General features: G+C 31.2%; 18 protein-coding genes. 8 read left to right on the forward strand and 10 right to left on the reverse strand.

The genetic code is table 11. The annotated features are described in order from the left end of the window. The first annotated feature begins 210 nt into the window (after nt 1-210). The 6 genes from lysA (at nt 211) to LJY17_RS06405 (ending at nt 4254) form a co-directional block, all read left to right on the forward strand. Nucleotides 211-1416, forward strand: coding sequence for a diaminopimelate decarboxylase (gene lysA, locus LJY17_RS06380; protein WP_264543009.1), 1206 nt, complete (start codon nt 211-213; stop codon nt 1414-1416). A 99-nt stretch (nt 1417-1515) separates the two neighbouring features. Then, entirely contained in the window at nt 1516-2193 is a 678-nt protein-coding gene (locus tag LJY17_RS06385) for a hypothetical protein (protein WP_264543010.1), read from the forward strand. 5 nt (nt 2194-2198) lie between these two features. Next, a complete protein-coding gene (locus tag LJY17_RS06390) occupies nt 2199-2636 on the forward strand; it encodes a DUF1801 domain-containing protein (protein ID WP_264543011.1) in 438 nt (145 codons plus the stop codon). A gap of 142 nt (nt 2637-2778) precedes the next feature. Then, entirely contained in the window at nt 2779-3105 is a 327-nt protein-coding gene (locus LJY17_RS06395; RefSeq protein ID WP_264543012.1) for an ArsR/SmtB family transcription factor, read from the forward strand. Further along, entirely contained in the window at nt 3095-3589 is a 495-nt protein-coding gene (locus LJY17_RS06400) for an SRPBCC family protein (RefSeq protein WP_264543013.1), read from the forward strand. Before LJY17_RS06395 ends, LJY17_RS06400 begins: the two co-directional genes overlap by 11 nt. A gap of 53 nt (nt 3590-3642) precedes the next feature. After that, nucleotides 3643-4254, forward strand: a complete 612-nt coding sequence (locus tag LJY17_RS06405; RefSeq protein ID WP_264543014.1) for a hypothetical protein — start codon at nt 3643-3645, stop codon at nt 4252-4254. Nucleotides 4255-4305: 51 nt separating this feature from the next. Here LJY17_RS06405 and pafA read toward each other — a convergent pair whose 3' ends face one another. The 8 genes from pafA to LJY17_RS06445 form a co-directional block, all read right to left on the reverse strand. Beyond that, the gene (gene pafA / locus LJY17_RS06410) at nt 4306-5946 is read right to left on the reverse strand and encodes an alkaline phosphatase PafA (RefSeq protein WP_264543015.1); all 1641 of its coding nucleotides are present in this window, start codon (nt 5944-5946) and stop codon (nt 4306-4308) included. Between the two features lie 74 nt (nt 5947-6020). Next, nucleotides 6021-6425 (reverse strand): hypothetical protein, encoded by a 405-nt coding sequence (locus LJY17_RS06415; RefSeq protein ID WP_264543016.1) that lies wholly within the window; start codon nt 6423-6425, stop codon nt 6021-6023. Between the two features lies 1 nt (nt 6426). Then, nucleotides 6427-7365, reverse strand: coding sequence for an NAD(P)H-dependent flavin oxidoreductase (locus LJY17_RS06420; RefSeq protein WP_264543017.1), 939 nt, complete (start codon nt 7363-7365; stop codon nt 6427-6429). A 3-nt stretch (nt 7366-7368) separates the two neighbouring features. Then, nucleotides 7369-9003, reverse strand: a complete 1635-nt coding sequence (locus LJY17_RS06425) for a S8 family serine peptidase (protein ID WP_264543018.1) — start codon at nt 9001-9003, stop codon at nt 7369-7371. Between the two features lie 55 nt (nt 9004-9058). Further along, a complete protein-coding gene (gene mnmA / locus LJY17_RS06430; protein ID WP_264543019.1) occupies nt 9059-10246 on the reverse strand; it encodes a tRNA 2-thiouridine(34) synthase MnmA in 1188 nt (395 codons plus the stop codon). 130 nt (nt 10247-10376) lie between these two features. Then, entirely contained in the window at nt 10377-11099 is a 723-nt protein-coding gene (locus tag LJY17_RS06435; RefSeq protein WP_264543020.1) for a toxin-antitoxin system YwqK family antitoxin, read from the reverse strand. Nucleotides 11100-11253: 154 nt separating this feature from the next. After that, nucleotides 11254-11967 (reverse strand): LytR/AlgR family response regulator transcription factor, encoded by a 714-nt coding sequence (locus tag LJY17_RS06440; protein ID WP_264543021.1) that lies wholly within the window; start codon nt 11965-11967, stop codon nt 11254-11256. Further along, nucleotides 11957-13027, reverse strand: coding sequence for a sensor histidine kinase (locus LJY17_RS06445; protein WP_264543022.1), 1071 nt, complete (start codon nt 13025-13027; stop codon nt 11957-11959). Before LJY17_RS06445 ends, LJY17_RS06440 begins: the two co-directional genes overlap by 11 nt. A gap of 217 nt (nt 13028-13244) precedes the next feature. On the opposite strand from LJY17_RS06445, the gene LJY17_RS06450 reads away from it, so the two are divergent. Together LJY17_RS06450 and LJY17_RS06455 are read left to right on the forward strand one after the other, a co-directional pair. Beyond that, nucleotides 13245-15575, forward strand: a complete 2331-nt coding sequence (locus tag LJY17_RS06450) for an outer membrane beta-barrel family protein (RefSeq protein ID WP_264543023.1) — start codon at nt 13245-13247, stop codon at nt 15573-15575. 193 nt (nt 15576-15768) lie between these two features. Further along, nucleotides 15769-16731 (forward strand): fasciclin domain-containing protein, encoded by a 963-nt coding sequence (locus LJY17_RS06455; protein ID WP_264543024.1) that lies wholly within the window; start codon nt 15769-15771, stop codon nt 16729-16731. A 59-nt stretch (nt 16732-16790) separates the two neighbouring features. Here LJY17_RS06455 and proC read toward each other — a convergent pair whose 3' ends face one another. Then, the gene (proC, locus tag LJY17_RS06460; protein WP_264543025.1) at nt 16791-17591 is read right to left on the reverse strand and encodes a pyrroline-5-carboxylate reductase; all 801 of its coding nucleotides are present in this window, start codon (nt 17589-17591) and stop codon (nt 16791-16793) included. Between the two features lie 98 nt (nt 17592-17689). Continuing rightward, nucleotides 17690-19579 (reverse strand): membrane protein insertase YidC, encoded by a 1890-nt coding sequence (yidC, locus tag LJY17_RS06465; RefSeq protein WP_264543026.1) that lies wholly within the window; start codon nt 19577-19579, stop codon nt 17690-17692. Nucleotides 19580-19681: the final 102 nt, after the last annotated feature.

Genomic DNA, 19681 nt, shown 5'->3' on the forward strand with positions numbered 1-19681 from the left:
AATGTATCTTTTGACTTTAATAAAGTGCAACAAAAATAATAAATTCCTAAACAATTTAATACTTAAAATCACTTTCTTTTTTGTGTGTTTTTTAAAATATATTTTTTATCTTTTGTTTTAAATATAACTTTTTGTTATTTTTTTATATTATTTGTTTAATAATTTTATTCTTAATTTATATAAACCTATTTTTGCCAAAATTTAAATGAAATGGAAACGCAACAACTTTTACAAATTGCAAATGAATATGGAGCACCAGTTTATGTATACGATGCCCATAAAATTGAATCACAGTATAATAGATTAACTTCGGCTTTTGCTAAGGTTGAAAAACTACGTATTAATTATGCAGTTAAGGCCTTATCTAACATTTCCATTTTAAAACTTTTTAAACAGCTTGGCTCAGGATTAGACACTGTTTCTATTCAAGAAGTACAATTAGGACTCCGTGCAGGCTTTTCTCCAGATAACATTATCTATACTCCTAATGGTGTTTCAATGGATGAAATTGAAGAAGTAGCTGCATTAGGAGCACAAATTAACATCGACAACCTTTCTATATTAGAGCAATTTGGAGCAAAACATCCCAAAACCCCAGTTTGCATCCGAATAAATCCTCATGTCATGGCCGGCGGAAACTCGAACATATCCGTAGGCCATATTGATAGTAAATTTGGTATTTCAATACATCAATTACCTCACATTCTTCGCATTGTAGAAAACACCGGAATGCACATTAACGGAATTCACATGCATACAGGATCTGACATTTTAGATATTCAGGTGTTTTTATATGCTGCCGAAATTTTATTTGATACTGCCAAACATTTCAAAGAGTTAGACTTTATAGATTTTGGAAGCGGATTTAAAGTACCTTACAAAAAAGGTGATATTGAAACCAATGTAGAGGAATTAGGAAGAAAATTAACTAAACGATTTTTAGCTTTCGAAAAAGAATACGGAAGAGAATTGACATTAGCTTTTGAACCAGGTAAATTTTTAGTAAGTGAAGCAGGCTTTTTCTTAGCAAAAGTGAATGTGGTAAAACAAACCACTTCAACCGTTTTTGCAGGAATTGATTCTGGATTTAACCATTTAATCCGCCCAATGTTTTACGGTTCAGAACATTATATAGAAAACATTACACATCCAAAAGGGAAAGAACGATTTTACTCAGTTGTTGGATATATTTGTGAAACAGATACTTTTGCCACTAACAGACGTATTGCCGAAATTAAAGAAGGCGACATTTTAAGCTTTAAAAATGCTGGAGCGTATTGTTTTAGCATGTCGTCTAACTACAACTCTCGCTACAAACCCGCAGAAATACTTTGGAAAGATGGCAAAGCGCACCTAATACGACAAAAAGAAACTTTTGATGATTTACTACTAAACCAAATAGAACTTGAGTTCTAGCACAAAATCCCTAATATAAATTAGGGATTTTTGTTTTTATGTAATTTGAGATTAATAGTAGTTCCGTATATTTGGGATAGTGACTTAAAAAAAACTAAAATGACAAAAGATGAAGAAATATCAAAAATTATACTTGAAAAGTTAAATACAATTGAATTAAAAGAAAAATATTTAAATCTTCTTAACTTAAGAATTGATGAAAATAGAAAATCTCTTAACTCACTTTTAATAATTCTCATACTAACGGCCTTTGCTTTCCCCTTAATAGTTGAAACAAAAATCAGCGAAATTTCAATTGGTCCATTTAAACTTGATGATCATTTGTTTGCGATTTCAATAATACCATCAATTTTTGCATACAGTTATTATAAATATGCAACATTATGGATTGAATTAATTGAACAAAAATTTATTTTCAAAAATCTTACATCAAAAATTTTTTCAATCAAAGAATACTCATATTTAAATGAGAGATTAAAACCATTTTCATTTGTCGATCACATCATATATCATAACACCCAAGTTAAATCTAAAAAATTAGGATGCATACTTGGATTATTTTTGATTCCTACAATTATTGGATTAGTTTTTTTTCCATTCTTATTTGAATATTACACTGTTAAAACATTATACTTAAAAACAGGCTTGAATGAAATACTTGATTATGTATTTATTTTTACACCAATAATTATTGGAGTTTTTACACTATTCATTTATTATCAAGCTGGTCAAAAACTAGATGATAAAAGAAAATCAGAAAATAGTAAAGCTTTATAGTAAACATGGCAAAAAACAAAACTACATCTACCGAAGTTAATGTCATTGAATTTGTGAATTCTTATGTTGACAATGAGCAAAAAAAGGCTGACAGCCTAAAACTCATTGAACTAATGAGTGAATGGTCAGGGTTTGAACCTAAAATGTGGGGACCAACGATAATTGGATTTGGGAGTTATCATTACAAATACACAAGCGGGCATGAAGGTGATGCGCCTTTAATTGGTTTTTCTCCCCGAAAAGCTGAATTTTCATTATATGTATATTCACCAACTGAAGAAAACAAACATTTATTAGACGAACTTGGAAAGTATAAAATGGGTAAAGCTTGCATATACATAAAAAAGCTATCAGATATCAATATTGAAACGCTTAAAAAAATGTGCGAGGATACTTTTGACAATCTTAACAAACATCATGAATGTGCTTGCAGACAAAAATAAATTGCAATCCTTTTATCAAACAATAATCATTCTACACCTCAAGTATCTAATAATCAATAAAAAACTTAAAAAATATTTGCGCAACCAAAAAGTTTCATATAAATTTGCAACTGAATGGTTTCGTAATTTAATTTTTAAACCAATGAGAAGAGATGTTTTTCAGGCGATAGCAGATCCTACAAGAAGAGCCATTATAGCATTAATAGCTATTGAAGCATTGACTCCAAATGCTATAGCTGATAATTTTAACACTACACGACAGGCAGTTTCAAAACATTTAAAAATTTTGACCGAATGTGAACTTGTAAAACAAGAGCATCAAGGAAGAGAGATTTATTATTCGCTTCAAATAGACAAAATGAAAGAAATAGACAACTGGTTAGAGCAATACAGAAAAATTTGGGAAACCAGTTTCAATCAACTTGACAAAATATTATCAACAATTAAAAAAAGTAAAAATGGAAAGTAATTTATTATTCGATTTTATCGTTGACAAAGAAGCAAAAACGGTAACAATTAACAGAGAATTTGCAGCAGATCTTTCATTAGTTTGGGATGCTTTCACCACTGCAGAACTACTAGATCAATGGGTAGCACCAAAACCTTGGACGGCTAGAACGAAATACATGAATTTTGAAGAAGGAGGTAAAAGATTTTATGCCATGGTAAGTCCTGATGGAAAAGAATTTTGGGCCATTCAAGAATTTAGTGCTATAAAGCCAAAAACAAATTTCAAAATGTTTAATGCTTTTGCAGATGAAAATGAAAACCCACAATTACCAGGATCAAACTGGGATTATGTATTTAGTGAACTGGAAGGAAAAACAAATGTTTGTATTACTATTTATAATGAATCGCGTGAACGCATGGAAAAAATGATAGAAATGGGTTTCAAAGAAGGTTTTACAGCATCAATTAGCAATCTTGAAGAATTATTGAAATCATTATCTTAAAAAGATGTCTATATTTATTAAGAAATAAAATCTTTTTTTTAAAGAACTTTACGATGCTAAAACATAATTACAGTAATTTATCTAAAAAGCTATTTGAAATAAAATGGCTTTTTATTTTTTTATTGGCTATAACTTTTTTCTCATGTGAAAGTCCTTACAAAGTAATAAATGAAAATGACTTACGAAATCTTAGCATTCAAAAAACATTAGTCAAAAAACCTAAATATTCAATATACAAAGCTGGCGATTCTGCAACAGATCCTTATCCCAATCTTTTAGTAAAATCCAACAAATTATATCTTTTTAATTCAGATTGTGAGCTAGCAAATGATTCAGTTATTCATACAAAAATTGTAGAATTTTTAATTGACGAGAATAGTGACAATAGAAAGAACGGCATTTGGGTTTATTCAGATTTTTATACAGAGGGTAGTTTTGTTTTTAAAACAAATGGTATAAAATTTAGTGTTGATTCAATTCCTAGAAATTGGAAAGGAAAATTGCCAAAACAAGAAGGAATCTATTTTTATGAAAATAATACCTTAAAAATGATTTCAAAAGTACAATCTGAGGAAAAATTCAAAGAAAAAGAAAAAGATGGGTTCTATTACTTCCCAAACAATGGAAAACTCTATAATAAAATTGATATCAACAAGTTAAATTAATTTTCAAACATTACTTTTAAAATAAAAGCCTCTTTAAAAGAGGCTTTTATTTTATTTATTAAATATTTCCGTCATTACTTTTGCTTCTGTAGCATTTGGAAAAGTGATTTTTAGTTTTTGTGCCAATGTTGGTGCAATTTGAGTGATCTCTTTTTTATCATGAGACTCACCTTTCTTAATATCCCAACCAAAGAAAATACATGGTACATGGGTATCATAGCTGTATGGAGTTCCATGTGATGTTCCTGTTCCATAATATTCTATATAACCCGGTTTATCTAAAATAATTAAATCACCATTTTGAGTTGGATCATACCCTTTCAGCATGAAATTTAAATAATAATCAGCTCCAGATGATGCTAAAATTTCTTCTTCTGTATAAACTCTACGAACATGTTTTTGAGTCATTAAAAACTCTTTAAAAGCTTGTTTTACTTTAACTAATTCTAATCCCTTAGCTTTTAATTTTTCTTTATCAAAAAAGACATTGTAATTTGAATAGTTCAATAACAAGTCATCTCCAAAATAAGTTTTAGAAAATTCGGCCATAGCCATTTCTAAATTTTTCTCACTTATATTTTCTACATCATATTTGTTATCCTTTAAATGATTAACATTTTCGGCTCCAGCATGGTCAGCAGTTAAGAAAACCAAATAATTTCCTTTACCTACTTTAACATCTAAATATTGTAAAAATGAACCAATAGTTTGATCTAAACGCAAATAAGTATCCTGAAGTTCTATAGAACGTGGGCCAAATGTGTGTCCAACATAATCTGTCGAAGAAAAACTAACCGTTAAAAAGTCGGTAATATTATCTGTACCCAAACCTTCTTTATCGATTGCTCTTATCGCAAAATCAGCCAATAAGTTATTTCCGTAAGGACTTGAACGCAAAACTCCTGCATCATTAGCATCCATCATTTCTTTCATGTTGTACGGAAAAAAAGCTGCTTTTTTATACAATTTACCTTCATAAGGGTTATCATCAGGAAGACTTTCGTTATATACTTCTTTTGGCTTTAAAAGACCCCAACCTTGATTTATATATCTCTCATAATTTTTCTCTGCATTAAAAGCTGTTACCCATGAAGGCAATTCTTTTCCATAAAAAGTACTAGATATGAAAGATCCTGTTTTACTATACCAAAAAGCAAAATTGGCAAAATGTCCCGCAGGCAATATCGCACCACGATCTTTTATGCTTATTCCAATGACTTTTCCTTTAAAATTTGTTGCCAAACGCAATTCATCAGTAATTGTAGTCGCTTGCAAATTTTTAGGTGACATTTGTCCTTCTTTTTCAGTACCATTACCTAATGTTTGTACAGAAGCATCATCTGTACAATATACTTCTTTACCTAAAGTTCTATGAAACCATTCATTACCTACAATACCATGACTAGCAGGTGTTGTTCCTGTATATACTGAAGCGTGACCAGGAGCTGTGTAAGTAGGCATATAATTGTAATGCATATTATGAAACGTGAATCCGTTGTTCATTAAACGCTTAAATCCGCCTTCAGTAAAATCATCAGAAAAACGATATAAATATTCCATTTTCATTTGATCTACAACAATTCCAACAACAAGCTTTGGTTTTGGAGCAGGTTGAGTTGATGGCTGTGGTTGTTGCTGAGCAAAAGCAGTAAAACCAATTAAAATATTTATAGATAATAGTATTCTTTTCATTTTTTGTTAATTAGAAAATTAAACATGTAGCTAAGTGCAAAGGTAAAAAATCCCCTCGTAGTTGAGGGGATTTTTTATTTTGTATATTTCATGTTATAGACCAAAATTCTTCCTTGGTGCCTTACATATAATTGATTTGTATTATTCGACTTTCGGGTATGAATTTCTACTCTACATTTTTCTCCATCCTGATCGATACAGTTAAACCCAACTATATCTTTTCCGTCTACACTCACCTTATCGTTGTACTCATAAATTCTATAAAATTGTACCAATTCTGAGTATATAGCAATTAGATTTTTTTTAGAATTTAAAGTAGCAACAATTTTTGCTTCTCTAAATGGTGTAAATGGGCTCCATTTCCCATCTTGCTTTACAGACATTGCAACTTCAGAAATTTCAAATCTATAGTTTTGACTAAAAGCTTTTGAAGTAAATAAAATTGAAAATAAAAAAACGATTATGATTGATTTTTTCATATTATAATTGTGGAATATTATTTTTAGCATTCTCAAATTCAGTAACCATATCGTTAACGATTTCGCTTACTGGTTTTATATCCTTAATAAGACCAGAAATTTGTCCAATTTCTAATTCCCCTTCTACAAGATCCCCTTCAAACATTCCTCTTTTTGCTCTTGCTCTTCCTAATAAGTTTTTTAAATCATCTACAGATGGACATTTTGTATACAATTCTTGCACATCGTTGTAGAATTTATTTTTTATAAGTCTGACTGGTGCCAATTCTTTTAGAGTAAGATGTGTTCCTCCTTCTTCTAAATCAACTATGGTTTTCTTGAAATCATCATGAGCAGAACTTTCTACCGAAGCCGCAAAACGCGAACCTACCTGAACACCATCTGCTCCTAATACCATTGCTGCCAAAATACCTCTGCCTGTCGCAATTCCTCCAGCAGCAATTAAGGGAATACTAATTTTCTCTCTAACCATAGGGATAAGCGTCAAGGTCGTAGTCTCTTCTCTTCCATTGTGACCGCCTGCTTCAAATCCTTCGGCTACAATAGCATCTACACCCGCTTCTTGTGCTTTCAAGGCAAATTTAGAACTACTTACTACATGAACCACTGTAATTCCTTTTTCTTTTAAAAAACTAGTCCATGTTTTTGGATTTCCTGCAGAAGTAAATACAATTTTCACTCCCTCTTCAACAATTATATCCATTATTTCTTCAATATTTGGATACAACATTGGAACATTCACTCCAAACGGTTTATCTGTTGCTTTTTTACATTTTTGAATATGTTCTCTTAGAACATTGGGATACATTGACCCTGCTCCAATTAAACCTAATCCTCCTGCATTGCTAACTGCACTTGCAAGTTTGTAACCACTATTCCAAATCATTCCTCCTTGAACGATTGGATACTTAATATTAAAAAGTTGAGTTATTTTATTCATTAATTATTGTTTGATTAGCTTTCCAGAAGTCTTATTTTGTCCATTAGAAAGCGTATAAAAATACATTCCAGAATTTAAATTTTGAACGTATATAGATTGTTTTTGTTGTGCTATTATTTCTGATTTTACTTTTTGCCCCAAAGAATTAAAAAGTTCAAACTGAGAATTAAGTAAATTTTCAGGAAGTGAAACCACAAATGAATCATTTACTGGATTAGGATACAAAGCAATTTTCTCTTTTTCAAAATCTGTTACAGACAAAGCAGTATTTAAGGCTAATTGGAAGTCTGGAATACCATAACCATAATCATTGTTTGGCGTTACAACAGAAGCTGCATATCTATCTGCAGACGCTTTAACTAACTGTACAATCTCCGAATTCTTTTTATTTGGAAAAGCCGACCAAAAAGAAGCAATCGCTCCTGCTAAAATTGGAGATGAAAAAGAAGTCCCATTAGCAGTTGTAATGGTCCCTGAAGTATTGGAAATAACAGATGCAGTACCCATTGCCATTAAATCTGGTTTCATTCTTCCATCACCTGTTGGGCCAATAGAACTAAACCCTGATTTTACCTCAGCAGATGTTACTGAACCTACAGTAATTGCATGAAGAGCATCTGCAGGCGTACCAACATGTGGTTCAGCCTTACCTCCTTCATTTCCAGCAGAAATCACACAAATCATTCCTTTTGAAAAAGCAATATCTACAGCTCTTGAAGCAACAGATGTTTGTCCGTTCATCTTAGCATATGTATAGCTATAAGCCGGATTATCAAAACCAAAATATCCCAAAGAAGAATTAATAACATCTACCCCTAACCTATCAGCTTCTTCAGCGGCTTCAACCCAATTTGATAACTCTAATGGCGTTTCGCTAGCTACATCTTCAGTAATAAACAAATAATATGATGCATCTGGGGCAGTTCCAACTAAATTGACAGCATTGCCCCCCATAGTTGACAACACATTAGTTCCATGAGGGTTACCTGTATAAAAACTAGTCGAATTATTTACAAAATCATATCCTCCAAGTATTAAACCTCTATCTCGCAAACTTAAAAAAGGAGCAGCTGTATTCACACCTGGAAATCCAGCATCTAAAATAGCTACAACTTTTCCTTGCCCAGTATGGTTTTGTTGGTGCAGAATATGACAATTGAGCATTTGCACTTGTGCAGCTGAATTTCCATAGTTATAATTCACTTGAGTGTTATTTATATCTAACCATTTATCAACATAATTTGATTTATTAAATGAATCAGAAATTTTACCTCCAGGATTTAACGAATGGTTAGCATACTGTATATGATCTACAAACGACAACGATGATAAAGCAGCAATATTAGCTTGTGTTCCTCTAACATGAAGCATATTTAACCATTTTGACTTCGCTAAAACAGTAATTCCTGCAGCAGAAGTAATTTGATTTACGTAAGGTTGATGCAAAGGAGCGTCTTTAATATCTAATGCTATATTCTGAGTTGTTCTTCTGTCTAAAGAACGTTGAGTTAATTCAGACAATGGGTTTGAGAAAAAAGTACTTGCATTGGGTTTATCCGTAAAAAAGACCCATGCATCTTCCTGCGAAAAAGCAATAAGGGAGAAAAAGAAGAAAAATACAAGTAGTATGGTTTTCATTGTGTTGTTTTTTGGTTTTCAAATATACACAACTAGTATCTCATAAAACAATTATTTAAGAAATAACTCCCGAACCTATTAACTCCTCTCCAATATGCCATGAAACAAATTGTCCTTCTGTAATAGCAGATTGTGGCTGATTAAACTCAACATACATTCCATTATCAAATTGATAAAGTGTTGCATCTTGCAACTCCTGACGATATCTAATACGAGCTTTGACTTTTAGGATTTCACCCGATTTTAAACTCAAATCTGTACGAATCCAGTGTACCTCATCATTGGCAACAAATAAAGCCTTTTTAAATAGTCCTGGATGATTATGCCCTTGACCTGTATAAATTGAGTTTGTTTCAATATCTGTCGCGATAATAAACAACGGTTCTTTGGTTCCTCCAACATTCAATCCTTTTCGTTGACCAATTGTATAGTAATGTGCTCCTTGATGCTTACCAACTAATTTGGCAGTATTAGGTGTATAATGAGTATTTTTTGCTTCGTATTTTAATTTTTCTTCTAAAGAATCGAAATTAATTTGTTTTTCTTGATACAATTCATTTTCGGCAGAAACTTCATAAATCAACCCTTCCTTTGGCTGTAATTGTTGTTGCAAAAACTCTGGCAAACGCACTTTTCCAATAAAACAAAGTCCTTGTGAATCTTTCTTTTCTGCTGTAATTAATTCTATTTTAGCCGCAATTTCACGAACCTGAGGTTTAGTTAATTCACCAATTGGAAATAATGCTTTAGCCAATTGATCTTGAGATAATTGACATAAAAAATAAGATTGATCTTTATTTCCATCTACTCCTGCTAACAACTGATACATTGGTTTTCCATCTACTTCAATTTCACCTTTGCGACAATAATGTCCAGTTGCTACATAATCTGCTCCTAGAGAAAGAGCTATTTTCATGAAAACATCAAATTTGATCTCACGATTACACAATACATCAGGATTTGGCGTACGTCCTTTTTCATATTCACTGAACATGTAATCAACAATTTTCTCCTTGTATTGTTCACTTAAGTCAACAGTTTGAAATGGTATCCCCAATTTTTGAGCTACCAGTAATGCATCGTTGCTATCTTCAAGCCACGGACATTCATTTGAAATTGTAACAGAATCATCGTGCCAGTTTTTCATAAACAAGCCAATAACTTCATAGCCCTGCTCCTTCAATAAATAAGCAGCAACACTCGAATCAACTCCTCCTGATAAACCTACAACAACTCTTTTCATGAAATTAATTTTAAGGATGCAAAGTTAAAAATATTTATTGGTACTATCTTAAAACAAATATAAAAGCCACCTCTGTAAGGTGGCTTTTAACAAAAGTTTAAAACAAATTAAAACTTTACTCAAAAAAGATTTATTTTTTTATCTTTTTTGCCTCACTTGGTTTTTTATATCCGTTTATAGTATCAGCATTCATTTGACGAACTAATTTCCCTTTATCATAGTATTTCCAAATTCCTTTTTTCTTATCACTATTGTATTTACCAACAACAATAAGGTTTCCAGATTCATCATACACTTTGTATGGACCTTGAAGTAAATCTTGGGCAAAAACAGATTCTTCAATAAGTTTTCCTTCTTTATTGTATTTTTTTGAAATACCATGTTTGAGATTATTTTTATACATCACTTCTTCTCCTAAGACTCCATTTGTATAAAAAACTTTTCTAACTCCTTCTATTTTATCTTTAATATAATTTTCGGTTGTCATAATTGTGTTAGCACCTTTATGATAATATTTCCAAATACCCTCTCTAAGTTTATTTATGACATTCCCTTCACTAACTTTATTTCCTTTTTCGTCAAAAAATATGGTATATGCTCCTCCCTTTCCATCAAAATTACGAGTAGCCATGACTATTTTTTTATCGCTATTAGCATAATATGTAAAAACACCTTGCTCCTTTCCATTTACAAAATTCCCTTCATATCGAGGCAATTTTGAATCATCATAGATTCCTTTCCATAAACCATGACGCTCTCCTTTTGCATTTGATTGATTAATTTTTTCTTGACTATACCCTACTAGAGTTAGCGTAAAAACAAATAGTATTAATAATGTTTTGTTCAATTTCATTTCAATATTTCTTATATAACAATAACTGTGATTTTTAATTTTAATTGTCTATACAATTTTCCCCAAATTTACTATTTAGGAATTATAAATCAAGTTGCATTAACAATATGTTAATTGATTTGTAACTTCTCATAGAAAAAGCACTATGGGAGTTTCATTTTTTTAATTTTTCTAAGAAAAGATCAACTTGATCTTTATAACTAGCTCCAATGGGAAACTCTTTACCAGAAACTTCAATATCTGTATTAGAAAAAGCGGTAACTTTTGAAGCATTAACAATGTAAGATCTATGAATCCTTATGAAATCATGTGTTAGCAATTCTTCTTCAAGATTCCCAATTTTATATTTTGAAATGATAGAACTACCATCTGTTTTATGAACTTTAATATAATCTTTTATACTTTCAACATAAACCACATCATTTAAAGCTATTTTATAATTTTTACCTGCTGATTTTAGCAAAATATACTCTTCTTTTTTTTGAGGTATTGTATCAACCACTTTTACAGAGATTTTTTCTCTCAAAAACTTATCAACTGATTTAAAAAAGCGTTCAAATGTTATTGGTTTCAACAAATAATCTACAACTTCCAACTCATAACTTTCAATAGCAAAATCTCTATAAGCCGTAGTAAAAATTGTTTTTGGAGGATGTTTCAAACTTCTTAAAAAATCGATTCCTGTAATATTAGGCATTTTTATATCCAAGAAAAGTAAATCAATTTGTTGTGTATTAAGAATTTCAAACGCCTTCATTGCATTATTCGCAGTAGCTACGACCTCTAATACATCAATTTTTGAAATATGATTTTCAATCAACCTTATAGCCAAAGGTTCATCATCAACTATAAGACATTTAATTTTCATGAGTAATTTCGTTTTTCAGAATTAAATTTACACTAAATAAGCCACCTTTTTTTTCTATAGACATGCTGTAACGTTTATCATATATTAACTCCAACTGCTTTTTTATGTTGGTTAATCCAATTGATTCCTTTAATTCTTCAACAACAACATCTAAACATGTATTTACAACCGAGAATGTCGTTTGATCTATCGTACTTTTTAGAGTTATCCAAATTTTTGGCAAGCCACTGTCCTCACCTGCTCCATGCTTAAAAGCATTTTCAACTAATGAAAGAAAAATAAGTGGAGGCACTTGATTTTCTATTTCAATAAAAGTATCAACCGTTATTTCAAGACGTTCATCATAGCGTAGCTTTTCCAATTCGATATAATCATCAATAAGTTTCATTTCGTTTGACACAGAAACAAAATCATCATTACAACGATACAATACGTAATCTAAAATATCGGACAATTTTCCTATTGCCGGAGAAGTTTTTGGTGAATTATCTATAGATAATGAATAAATATTATTTAGTGTATTGAATAAAAAATGAGGATTAAGTTGTGACCGCAACGACTTTAATTCAATTTCTGTTTTTTCTTTACTTAACAACAACCTTTTTTCTCTTTCTTTTGAATAATCGGAGAAAAATTTGGCCAGATAAAAAATGAAGGTTGCCGTTAAAACACTTGGTCCATATTTAAAAGCAATATAACGTAAATCAGTAAGAATTTCAAATGGTGATTCTTGTATAAAAGGAGGCTTGCGTACTAATGGTTCTGCCAAATGAACTGTAGACAATCTGCTTAAAGCAGCCAAAAGGTAAACTGAAAATAAAAAAACAATTGAAGAAACTATATAACCTTTTTTCAGAAATCGTTCAGTCAAAAAATAATAAGCCATTAAATAGGCCAATACAGCTCCAAAAAAAGCGTCATTAATGTGGTAAACCACTATTTCAATAAAACAATCTTCATTTAAATTAGAAAAATCGCTAAAAACTCCCACAGCAATAAAAACAAACCAAAATAATAGGTGCTTTACAACACGAGGTAATTTAAAAATGTGTAAATCCATAAGTGAAAAATCTACCCAAATGTAACCAACTAAAAGTTTTTACAGTCCAACAGTCGACCAATGGGTTAAAATTGAACACGAATATACCAAACCTAACGTCGAATTTGAATAAAAAGCTAAAAATAGCTTTACATCTTGATTTTTGGGGTATTTATCTACTGCAATTATTTTGTCTGTTAATTATAATCACTTTTGGTCCAAATTAAAAAACGAACAAATGAAACAATTAATTTATGCCCTCACCTTATTGCTTCCTGCACTAATCTTTGGACAGGATGTAATAGTAAAAGGTACTGTATTTGAAAAAACAAACCAAAACCCTATCGAATTAGCAAGTATCACTTTATTTGATAGTGAAACTAATGTTATAATTCAGGAAACAACTTCGGATGCGAAGGGAGATTTCGAAGTAAAAATAAAACCCGGAAAATATCATTTACACATTAATTTCTTTGATTTTGAGCCTGCAATACTTAACCAAATTCAAATTTTAGAAGATAAAAACATAGGAAAAGTGTTTTTAATAGCAAAAGAAACCAAAGTCCTTGATGAAGTCAAAATAGTAGCAGAAAAATCATCGATAGAAACCCGTCTTGATAAAAAAATATTCAATGTTGGAAAAGATTTAATTTCAAAAGGTGGTTCTGCAAATGATATATTAAACAATGTACCTTCTGTAAGTGTAAATGCTTTGGGCGCTGTGAGTTTAAGAGGAAATACAAGCGTACGCATTCTCATTAACGGAAAACCTTCAGTAATGACACAAAATAACGGATTGCAGCAAATACCAGCAGAAACAATTGAACGCATCGAAGTAATTACAAACCCGTCAGCTCAATATGATGCGCAAGGTGCTTCGGGTATTATCAATATTATTTTAAAGAAAAATAAAACAAATGGCTTCGGAAGCTCTGTAACTGCAACTGTTGGTGTACCAAACTACAATTTAATTGGTGTAAATATGAACTACAAAAAAGAAAAATTTAATCTTTTTAGTGATATTGGTTACGGTAGAATGTCGGTTTTTGGCGATGATGAATTATTTCGTACCAATTATGAAAACGGAAAAGTTACAAACTATATTGACCAAAAAACAGATCGTAATCGAAATTTCAACCGTTTCAATCTTTATTTAGGTAGTGATTATTACATCAACACAAATAACACTATGACTTTAAGCTATTATTACCGAAACAACGTTAGCAAGAATAATGTAGATTACCGTTTTGCTTATCTTGATACTAATAAAAACATCACACAATTAACAACTGCTAATGAAACTTATAAAGAACCACAAATCTCAAACCAAATAGAACTGAACTATGTAAAAACTTTTGAAAAGAAAGGCAAAAAACTAACAGCAAGTGTTCAGTACGATTTTTGGAATGATGATGAAAACGAATGGATTGTTGAAAGAAACGAAATACCGATACCAACAGTAAAAACACTTAAAAGCCGTGACATTGAAAGCAGTAAAGATGTCGTTTTTCAATCGGACATGTCATTTCCTTTAACTGAGAAATCAAAATTTGATATTGGCTTAAAAGGTGAAATTAGAAGAATAAACAGTGATTACATCGTTTGGGACAATACCGTTCAAATAGATTCTTTAACTAACTTACTACATTATGACGAGCGCATATTTGGCGTGTATTCACAATACTCAAACGGATTTAAAAAATTTCAATACCAATTAGGTTTAAGAGCTGAACATTTCAATACAGGAAGTAGTGATTTAAAAAATGAATTCAAAACAGATAAAAATTACACAAAACTATTCCCTACAGTTCATCTTACTTATGAAATAAAAAATAATTTTAACGTTCAGTTAAGCTATAGCCGAAGAATTGACAGACCATCATTTTTTCAGTTAAATCCTTTTGGTGGGATTGCCGACAGAAGAAATATCAGAATTGGTAATCCAGACCTAAATCCGATGTACATTGATTCGTACGAATTAGGAACGCTTTACAAATGGGAAAAATTAACTTTGAATCCATCAGTTTATCATCAACACACTATCAATTTATTTGACATTATTGTAACACGTAATAGTAATGATTATTTGGTCGAAAAATCAATCAATTTAGGAACCGAAAATCGTTATGGTTTTGAAATAAATGCCACATATACGCCTTACAAATGGTGGTTTTTATCAAGTGATTTTAATTTTTATAAGTTTGATCAAAAAGGAATATTCAATGTATCTAATAATAGTTGGACTTCTCGATTAAATTCAAGAATAAAACTAACATCTTGGTCAGTTCAAAATAATTTCAACATTATTGGAGCCAAAAAAAGCGGACAAATAGATTCTCAAAAGCAACTTTGGACAGATATCGCTATCGCTAAAGAATTCTGTAAAGAGAAAGCTTCTTTAACATTAAAAGTCGATAATATATTTGATAGCCGAATCAGTAAAGATTATATCAGCGGAAACAATTACACAATTGATGCCGAAAGACGATTTTCTGGCACTAGAGCAACTTTAACGTTTACCTACAAATTCAACCGTAAAAAAGGTGATAGAGATCGTCTTCCTCAATAAAGATACAAAAAGCTGTCTCGTTCTTATAACGAGGCGGCTTTAATTATTACAAAAATTAAAAACAAAGCCAATAGCATGACCATGAATAAGTTAAAGAAATATTAAAATTTTATTTTTGTTTAATTTTTAATTAAAAAGATTAAACAAAATATTTTTTTATTTTTAAATTTACTCAACTTTAAAACTCAAAATCATGGAATTCATTGGAAAAATTAAATTTTTTACAGCACTATTTCTAGGAATTTTAGTGCTTAATTCATGCAGTAATGATGATGACGATAGTACACCAATCGTTACTGATAATACTATAACTAGTATTGCAAGTAGAACAGACAATCTATCTGTATTGGTTCAAGCACTTACAAAAGCAGATTTAGCAATTACTTTAAAAGGTAATGGTCCTTACACGGTTTTTGCTCCTACTAATGCTGCGTTTAACACTTTTCTGACTGCTAACGGTTTTGCAAATCTTGATGCTGTTCCAGTAGCTACTCTAAAAGAAATTTTATTAAACCATGTAGTTTCAGGTTCAATACAATCTTCTTCCTTAACAACAGGTTATGTTAAAACTTTAGGAAAAGGAAGTGCTTCATCAACCAATACCTTAAGTATGTTTGTTAATACTTCCAACGGAGTACGATTAAATGGAGTTTCATCTGTAACTACAGCCAACATATTGGCTTCAAACGGAGTAATTCATGTTGTAGATGCTGTTATTGGTCTTCCTACCGTAGTAACACACGCTACAGCAAATCCAAATTTCTCATCACTAGTAGGAGTCTTAACAGGAGCCGGTCAACCCGACTTTGTAGGAATTTTATCAGGGACTGGTCCATTTACTGTATTTGCTCCAACAAATACTGCATTTACAAACTTAAATACTGAATTAGCTCCAGGAGGCATTGCAGGTGTATCTACTGCTAATTTAACTAAAGTGCTACAATACCATGTTGTTAGTCCTGCAAATGTACTTTCAAATACATTAACCAATAACCAATCGGTAACTACTATTCTTGGGCAAAATTTCACAGTAAATCTTTCACCTTCAAGAATTACAGATGTCAATGCAAGAGTAAGCAATATAACCGCTGTAGATGTACAATGCAGCAATGGGGTAATTCATGTACTTGACAAAGTATTGTTACCTTCATTTTAACAAAAGTGTCATGTAATAAAAAGACCGAATGTAACATTCGGTCTTTTATTTAAAAGCTTCTATGCTCCTAATTCAATAGCTCTGCTATTAGCACTTTGCATGGCTTGGGCAATTGTTTCATCTAACGCATTAGTAATAAAAACATTTAATGCACTTTCTGTAGTTCCTCCTTTTGAAGCTACTTTCATGATTAATTCTTCGTTGGATAAATTACTAGCACTTTGAAGATTGACAGCACCAAGAAAAGTTTGATGCACTAAGACCTCTGCTTCTGATGATGAGAACCCAAATTCTTCAGCCGCTTTAATCATTGCATTCATAAAATAAAAAACATAGGCTGGTCCGCTTCCAGAAACTGCTGTAGCTGGATTAATCAATGATTCGTCTTCAACATAAATTGATTTTCCTGTGGTATTTATTAGATTCTGAACAATAAACAAATCTTTTCTATCAATTTCTGCCGAAGCCGAAAAAACTGTCATTCCCAAGCCAATTTGTGTTCCTAAATTTGGCATCGAACGAATCACTTTTTTTATCCCTAATTTTTCTTTAATCTTTTCAATAGAAACTCCAGCCATTACAGATAATATAATTTGTTCTTCTGAAATAACTGGTTTTAAAGTTTTAACTACCTCTTCAAAATCCTGTGGTTTTGTACAAAGAATTATAATATCTGATTCAGCAATTTTTAAGCTAGGCGTATTTTGAAAATTAATCATCGGTATTCCTAAAGACATCTCGAGTTTGGGCAGCGTTCTACTTACTACATAAATATCTTCATTCTTAATGACCCTTGATTTAATAAAACTACTGGCAAATGTTTTGCCTAAATTCCCGAAACCGATAATGGCAATTTTCATAATTATTGCTTTTAAAATTAAACAAATAAAAAAATCCCTGTTTCAATTCTTCAACAAGAATCAAAACAGGGACTGTATTTTTTAGGAAATTATTTTAATTATTTTTTTCCTTTCGCATTTTTCTGTGCTTCAGCCTGTTCCATAGCTTCTTGTAATTTTTGCTGGAACTTGCTGGGTTTTTTAGGCTCTTTTAATTTATTCTCTTGAATTTGTGCATGGATTTTTTTATCATCCACCACATAATTTTTGATATAGAACATGATTCCTAATGTCATAATATTAGAAAACAAGTTATATAAACTCAAACCTGAACCATAGTTGTTGAAGAAAATTAACATCATTACTGGCGAAATCCAAATCATCATTTTCATGATTTTGCTCATATCTGGCATTCCTTCTTGTTGTGGCGCTGCCATTTGTTGATCACCAGTTGTATATTTCATGTAAAAGAAAATTGCAATTGCTGCCAAAATAGGGAACAAACTCACATGGTCACCGTATAATGGAATACTAAATGGTAACTTTATAATAGAGTCATAAGATGATAAATCTTTTGCCCACAAAAACCCTTGTTGTCTTAATTCGATTGCTGAAGGGAAATATTTAAACGAAGCAAACATGAATGGCATTTGAATCAGAGCTGGAATACAACCTGCCATAGGATTCACACCTGCTTTGTTGTACAACTTCATAGTCTCTTGCTGACGTTTTACAGGATCTTTAAATTTCTCATTTAATTCATTCAATTCTGGACGCAATACCTTCATTTTTGCCTGTGACAAGAATGATTTATAGGTAATCGGTGCCATTGCCAATTTAATAATTACAGTGAATAAAATAATTGCAATTCCGTAAGACAAGAAACCACTCAAGAAACCGAATAATGGCACAAATATAAATTGGTTAATCCACCCGAATATTCCCCATCCAAAAGAGATAATTTCGTCAAGATTTCTATCGTATGCATTCAATGTTTTGTAATCGGCTGGTCCATAATACCAGTTCATTTTATAATCTAATTCACCATTTGTGAATGCTAAAGGCAATGAAGATTTAAATGATTTTGTAAAAATAGTATCTTTTGCCGTATCCTTAATTAAATTCTCAGAAGTTAATTTAGCCGATTTAATAGGTGTTTTTGTCAATAAGATTGAAGTAAAGAAATGTTGTTTGTAAGCGACATACGTTAAATCTTCAACTGTTTTTTCGTCTTGTGACTGACCTAAATACGTATCCTTACCTCCTTCGTACTCGTAAACAGCTTCTGTTAAAGTATTTTCATAGCTAACACTTTTCTCATTTCGATATCCTTTTAAGTTCCACTCTAAATTTGCTCCATTACTTGTATTAAGAACTGATGCCAATCCTTGTGAACGCACATCAAAATCTAACATATAATCGTTAGCTTTCAATACATATTTATATTCTAAAAATTGATTTTCCCCTGCTTTCAATTTCATCGAAAGCACTTGATTTCCATCAACTTTAGTTAGAGTTGGTTCAAAGAAAACATCTTTAGTATTTACTTTTTTACCATCTTTTGTTTGTAAAGCAATGTTTAGTCCAGCATTATTGTCTTTAATTAATTGAACTAATTTACCATTCTTATCAATTGACTTATATTTTTTAAGAGTTGCATCAGCAATATAACCTCCTTTATTAGCAATTTTTAAAGTCACCAAATCATTTTCAATAGTAGTGAATTCATTTTTTGCAGATGGTAAAGAAGCAGAATATGCAAAGCTCCCTAAAGAAGCTTGTAACGCAGCCGAAACTTTAGTAGAATCTGAAGTAGCTGAAGTAACCAAAGCAGTTGTTTCTGCAACTTTTTGCGATTGCTCTTTTACTTTAGTAGCTTGCTCTTTTTTAGCTTTTTCTGCATTAATTTCAGCTTGTGTTGGCTGATTTTGATACATGATCCACATCATAATACCAAAAATCAATGCAAATCCAATAATTGAATTAAGGTCGAATTTTTTTTGTTCCATTTTTAAAATTTTGCTCTAAGCATTAGGCTCTAAGCAGTAAGCTTGTTAGTCTATTCAATTTATAATTTGTTACTAAAATCATACTTTGACTTCGCTTAACAC

The organism is Flavobacterium hankyongi, assembly GCF_036840915.1.
Classification (GTDB): Bacteria; Bacteroidota; Bacteroidia; order Flavobacteriales; family Flavobacteriaceae; genus Flavobacterium; species Flavobacterium hankyongi.